Annotated in this window: 1 protein-coding gene; it reads right to left on the reverse strand. The window is 57.4% G+C overall.

Annotation, left to right across the window (positions count from 1 at the left end; genetic code table 11):
* Positions 1-305: alpha-hydroxy-acid oxidizing protein (locus AF337_RS26035; RefSeq protein WP_193393660.1), on the reverse strand; the 305-nt coding region annotated here is incomplete at both ends.

A 305-nucleotide genomic window follows, 5' to 3' on the forward strand; every position in this document is an offset into this window, starting at 1 on the left:
GTCGCCTGCCGGAGGTCTGCCAGCGACGCGATCGAGAAGGTCGAAAGGCAGAAGGGGATGCCGGCAGCGTCAGCGGCACAGGCTGCCTTTTGTTCTCCGTTTCTCGTGTAAAGGCCAAGAAAGCCGACCGGTCCCAGCATGAATGGAAGAGGATGGCGTCGCCCGAGGTATTCGGTCGCCAGATCAGGCTCGGCATAGTTGCCGAGAACGTTCTGACGCAGTTGCAAAAGCGAGAAATCGTCCCTGTTTCGACGATAGGTTTCCTCCGAAAAGGAGCCGCCGTCGATGTAGTCAAAGAAAAGCTT

This window comes from Rhizobium ecuadorense, assembly GCF_001187535.1.
GTDB classification, from domain to species: Bacteria; Pseudomonadota; Alphaproteobacteria; order Rhizobiales; family Rhizobiaceae; genus Rhizobium; species Rhizobium ecuadorense.